General features: G+C 43.9%; 4 protein-coding genes and 2 pseudogenes. 5 read left to right on the forward strand and 1 reads right to left on the reverse strand.

The genetic code is table 11. The annotated features are described in order from the left end of the window. Positions 1-56: 56 nt before the first annotated feature. Positions 57-1,913, reverse strand: coding sequence for an NAD(P)H-quinone oxidoreductase subunit F (locus F8S12_RS08995; RefSeq protein WP_196515966.1), 1,857 nt, complete (start codon positions 1,911-1,913; stop codon positions 57-59). Between the two features lie 649 nt (positions 1,914-2,562). Here F8S12_RS08995 and F8S12_RS09000 point away from each other — a divergent pair. The 5 genes and pseudogenes from F8S12_RS09000 to F8S12_RS40460 all read left to right on the forward strand — a co-directional run. Beyond that, entirely contained in the window at positions 2,563-2,871 is a 309-nt protein-coding gene (locus tag F8S12_RS09000) for a carbon dioxide-concentrating mechanism protein CcmK (protein WP_196515967.1), read from the forward strand. A gap of 91 nt (positions 2,872-2,962) precedes the next feature. Then, on the forward strand, positions 2,963-3,307 hold the full coding sequence (locus F8S12_RS09005) for a carbon dioxide-concentrating mechanism protein CcmK (RefSeq protein WP_196515968.1): 345 nt from the start codon (positions 2,963-2,965) through the stop codon (positions 3,305-3,307). A gap of 6 nt (positions 3,308-3,313) precedes the next feature. Continuing rightward, complete coding sequence (locus tag F8S12_RS09010) at positions 3,314-3,616, forward strand: EutN/CcmL family microcompartment protein (RefSeq protein ID WP_196515969.1); 303 nt, start codon at positions 3,314-3,316, stop codon at positions 3,614-3,616. A 97-nt stretch (positions 3,617-3,713) separates the two neighbouring features. Next, positions 3,714-5,360 (forward strand): annotated as a pseudogene (locus tag F8S12_RS09015) (ribulose bisphosphate carboxylase small subunit); the annotation flags it as partial. Between the two features lie 99 nt (positions 5,361-5,459). Then, positions 5,460-5,705: pseudogene (locus F8S12_RS40460) on the forward strand (ribulose bisphosphate carboxylase small subunit); the annotation flags it as partial. Positions 5,706-5,822: the final 117 nt, after the last annotated feature.

A 5,822-nucleotide genomic window follows, 5' to 3' on the forward strand; every position in this document is an offset into this window, starting at 1 on the left:
GGGGAGCAGGGGAGCAGGGGAATAACTTTTAACTCCTAACTCCTAAATCAGCACTTTTAAAAAGGCAATTTATTTAGTAAACCCGATGACCAGCTGATGAAAAAACCCAGGACGCTGACGACTGCTAGGATGGTCAACATATAGCCCTGAGATTGTCCAGAAATGCTGTATTTTAAACTTTGTCCGCCGAGAATTGTCGCAAACCCAACCAAGTTAACTAGACCGTCAACCAAGTAGCGATCGCTCCAAGCCGAAACTCTCGATAGCAGTGCTACTGCACCCACCACCGTTACGCGATAAACCCGGTCAATATAAAAATCATAACCTAACAAGTCTTGCAGAAATCTCCATGCCAAGAATCTGGATCTTGACCAAGCTTTGTGCAGATAAACTGTACATCCTACACCTACTCCCACTACGGTAGAAATAAACAATGCTAACACCACATACCAATTAATACTTTCCCAATCGGGTAGCAAGTACCATTGCTGTAGCATCAGAGGCAAAAGCAGAGTCAGCACTGTGAGAATCACCATTGGTAGTGCCATCTGCCAAGCAACTTCCGGGGTACGACGGGTTTTCTGTTGCGGTTTCCCCAAGAATACTAATCTGAATACTCTGGTCAAGTTCAGTGCTGTCAAGCCATTAACCAATAATAAAACCCCAATCACCCAAGGGCTAATATTCACTAAACCGTCAGCCCATGCTAGCATTGCCCAAAAGCTTCCCAGTGGTAGTAGTGTTACCATCCCTGCTGAAGCAACAACAAAAGCACTGGTGGTAGCTGGCATCCGTGACCATAGACCGCCCATTTCTGTTAAATCTTGGCTTTGGGTAGTCAATATGACTGAACCAGAACTCATAAATAATAATGCTTTAGCGATCGCATGAGTTAACAGCAACATCAAGGCTACACCTCCTTGCTGCAACCCCACTGCTAAAAACACTAAGCCCATGTATGCACTGGTGGAATGAGATAGCGATCGCTTAATGTCAATTTGAGCTATAGATACTAATGTCGCCCCAATTGCCGTCACCGTACCCATGACTACCAATACATTCAAGGCAACTGGTGACAGTGCTAACAATGGTTGGAGTTTATACAGTAAATAAGCTCCACCAGCTACTACCAGCGAGTTCCTCATTACCGAAGCGGGGTTTGGCCCTTCCATCGCCTCATCTAACCACAGATGCAGTGGAAATTGGGCGCATTTACCAGCAGGCCCAGCAATTAACGCCAACCCTAGCAATGCTGACGTCATTGGGCTTAAATTAGCTGTTTGCGCCCATTCATATAAATCGGAAAAGTTCAAACTGCCAGCTAAGGTGGAAAGCGTCACCACAGCCATCAGTAGCAACAAGTCTCCCACGCGTTTGGTTAAAAACGCATCTCGCGCTGCCGTCACTACTAGCGGTTGAGCATACCAAAATCCCACCAATAAATAAGTTGAAAGCGTCAAGACTTCCAAAAGGGCATAGCTGAAAAATAAAGAATCACTGATGGCTAACCCACTCAGCGCCGCTTCAAAGAATCCCAGCAACGCAAAAAAACGTGCCAAAGACCAATCCTTTTCCATGTAACCCAGGGCGTAAACTTGTGCCAGTAGACTTAACCCTGTAATTAAAACTGTTGCCCCAATACTAACTGGCGAAAGTTCCAAGGCAAAGGACAAGTCTAAATCCGCAACTTTGAACCAGCTAATTAGTAAGTTTTCTGGTTCTCTATCCCAGATGTTTCTAAATACAAACAGGCTATGGACAAAAGCTAAAACGCTCGTTAACAAGTTGATATATGCCGCAGGTCTTGGCCCTGTTCGCTGAATTATTCCTATTCCCCACGGCAACGTCAAAATTGCGCCCAATAAGCTATAAAAAGGCACAAACCAACTTGTTGAAAATAGAAATTGATTCATTTAAATTTCCCTTAACGACTCAGCCTTAATTTAAAAAAACTTTAAAACAATTATTTAATAAAATTAATTTACCAAAACATCAATGTTTTTTACTATTGCTTAAACTAAATTCCAGGAGGTACTTTTACTTAACTTACCCTATTAAACATAAGTAAAATATAACGTCATATAAGCAAAAGCATTTATTTGCCTTAATATCACCTCCGGTTTTAAATTTTTATTTCTACTTTAAGCAAAGTACTTTATACGATATATTTGAAAAAATTATCTACTTTTCACCTAGTCATTGTACATATAGCAAGATTTGAGGAAACATAGAGACAGCACAAGATACAGCTCCTGAACATCCCTCCCCAGATAGGATTACCCTTGGTTATGAATGTCGTTTTGTAAATGTGATAAAGGAATTATAAAGCATAAATGGCTGCTCTAGGAATCAGTAAACTTTGATTGACCAGAAAGCCTAATTAATTTTTGTTAAGTTTTTTAAAACTTTATTATCATAAACTATTATAGTGATTTATATTGCCAGGGACGCCAAGCTTTCCTATGCTTAATTTGGAAGTGTTTTCTTAGCTCTAAGATAAAGCTCTCCCCGTCAAAAATTTCAAACGACGTACTGTTGGATTAATTTTGTAGGAGTTCTGCGATGCCAATTGCAGTTGGAATGATTGAAACGAAGGGCTTTCCAGCAATAGTAGAAGCTGCTGATGCGATGGTGAAAGCCGCCCGTGTGACTTTAGTAGGGTATGAAAAAATTGGTAGCGCTCGCGTCACCGTGATTGTTCGGGGAGATGTATCGGAAGTGCAAGCTTCTGTAGCAGCTGGGGTTGAAGCGGCGAAAAGAGTATTTGGTGGTGAAGTGTTATCCACACACATCATTGCTCGTCCCCACGAAAACCTGGAATACGTCTTGCCGATCCGTTACACAGAAGCTGTAGAACAGTTCCGTACTTAAAAGCTGTTTAAACTAAAGTAATTAACGCTCTTTGCCTGATTGAGCATCACTTTTGTCCAAGGCTAAAACTTTGAAATAGGGATTAAAACTAATGTCGATCGCAGTGGGAATGGTTGAAACGCTAGGCTTTCCAGCAGTAGTAGAAGCTGCTGATGCAATGGTGAAAGCTGCCCGTGTTACTCTGGTAGGCTATGAAAAAATCGGCAGTGGTCGGGTAACAGTAATTGTCCGGGGTGACGTGTCGGAAGTGCAAGCTTCCGTGGCCGCAGGTGTTGAATCTGTAAAGCGAGTCTTCGGCGGACAAGTGTTATCCACTCACATCATTGCTCGTCCTCACGAAAACTTGGAATATGTTCTGCCAATTCGTTACACCGAAGATGTAGAGCAGTTCCGGGAAAATGTGAATGCAATTCGTCCTTTTGGTAGAAGACCGTAATTTGTAATGCAAGTCGCCAAAGTTCGCGGCACAGTAGTAAGCACGCAAAAAGATCCAAGTCTCAGAGGTGTCAAACTACTGTTGTTACAATTAGTGGATGAAGACGGAAACATCCTGCCACAATACGAGGTAGCAGCAGATAGTGTGGGAGCAGGAGTAGATGAGTGGGTACTTGTCAGTCGTGGCAGTGCTGCTCGTCAAATTCTGGGAAACGAGCAGCGTCCATTAGATGCAGCAGTAGTGGCGATCATAGATACCATTCACGTTGAAGATCGCGTCATTTACAGCAAAAAAGATCAATATCGATAGTTATTTAGTCATTAGTCATTAGTCATTAGTCATTGGTATTAGCTAAAGACAAATGACAACTGACAAATGACTAACTTAATAGAGGAGGAATCTTGCGATGGCAGTCCGCAACACGGCGGCACCCCCAACCCCGTGGTCGAGGAATTTAGCTGAACCCAAAATCCATGAAACTGCCTTTGTACATTCATTTTCCAATGTGATTGGGGATGTAAGGTTAGGTGCAAATGTAATCGTTGCTCCGGGGACTACGATTAGAGCGGATGAAGGCACACCTTTTTATATTGGTGAAAACACTAATATTCAAGATGGTGTTGTGCTTCATGGGTTGGAGGAAGGTCGAGTAATTGGCGATGACCAAAATAAATACTCGGTGTGGGTTGGCAAAAATGCCTGCATTACCCACATGGCTTTAATTCACGGGCCAGCTTATGTTGGGGAGAATTCCTTCATTGGCTTTCGCTCTACGGTGTTCAATGCCAGGGTGGGTGCAGGTTGCATCGTGATGATGCACGCTTTGATTCAAGACGTAGAGATTCCCGCAGGTAAGTATGTACCTTCGGGAGCGATAATTACCAACCAGCAGCAAGCTGACCGCTTGCCAGATGTGCAAGATCAGGATAAGGAATTCGCTCATCATGTGGTTGGAATTAATCAAGCACTGCGAGCTGGTTATCTCTGTGCTGCGGATAGCAAATGTATAGCACCCATTCGGGATGAAATTGCTAAATCTTATACAGGTAATGGTATTACTGTCATAGAGTTGGAAAGGAGTAGTGACGTGGCGAGCAATAGCTTGGGTGCAGAAACAATAGAGCAGTTGCGCTATCTATTGGAGCAGGGGTATAAGATTGGTACGGAACACGTAGATCAAAGACGGTTCCGCACAGGTTGTTGGACTAGTTGCCAGCCACTTGAACCGAGATCCATTGGTGAAGCGATCGCAGCATTAGAAAGCTGTATAAGAGACCATAGCGGCGAGTATGTCCGGCTGTTTGGCATTGACAAAGGTAGACGGCGCGTCCTAGAAACCATTATTCAACGCCCAGATGGTGATGTTAAACCAGCCACCAGCTTTAAAGCTCCCGGTGCTAGTCATAGCAATGGCAGTTACAAGAGCAATGGTAATGGTAACAACTCTGGCACTGGCAAAGTCAATGGCGAAACTGTAGAGCAAATCCGCCAACTCTTGGCAGGTGGTTACAAAATTGGCATGGAACACGTAGATGAGCGTCGCTTCCGAACTGGTTCCTGGACTAGTTGCAAGCCAGTTGAAGCAACTTCTATAAATCAAGTAATCTCCGCCTTAGAAGAATGTATAGAAAACCATCAAGGCGAGTATGTGCGTTTAATCGGCATTGACGCTAAAGCCAAACGGCGAGTGTTAGAAAGCATTATCCAACGTCCAAATGGTCAAGTAGCCACCTCTGGCAGCCAGAAATCATTTACTACCAGTGCTACCTCTGCTACAGCAACAGCTACTAGTACCCACTTGAGTACAGAAGTAGTAGACCAGGTGCGGCAATTATTGAGTAGTGGATATAAAATTAGCATTGAACACGTAGATGAACGGCGGTTCCGTACAGGTTCCTGGACTAGTACTGGTCAAATTCAAGCTACCTCAGAAAGAGAAGCGATCGCAGCCGTAGAAGGACACCTCGGCACATACCAAGGGGAATATGTCCGCTTAATTGGTATTGACTCCAAAGCCAAACGGCGGGTATTAGAAAGCATTATCCAACGTCCAAATGGTCAAGTAGCCTCATCTGGCAGTCAAAAATCATTTACTACCAGTGCAGCACCCTCTGCAACAGCAACAGCTACCAGTACCCGCTTGAGTACTGAAGTAGTAGACCAACTTCGGCAATTATTGGCTGGTGGGCATAAAATTAGCATTGAACACGTAGATCAACGGCGGTTCCGTACAGGTTCCTGGACTAGTACTGGTCAAATTCAAGCTACCTCAGAAAGAGAAGCGATCGCAGCCGTAGAAAAACACCTCGGCGAATACCAAGGTGAATATGTCCGCTTAATTGGTATTGACCCCAAAGCCAAGCGTCGGGTATTAGAAACGATTATTCAACGACCATAGTAAAGAGGGGGAGTAGGGAGTAGGGAGTGGGGAGTAGGGAATTTTAATATCCACCACTCACTACTTACAACTCCCCAGATTAGGGAATAGGAAATTTTAATATTCCCCATTCCCCAC

The organism is Nostoc sp. WHI, assembly GCF_015714725.1.
Classification (GTDB): domain Bacteria; phylum Cyanobacteriota; class Cyanobacteriia; order Cyanobacteriales; family Nostocaceae; genus Nostoc.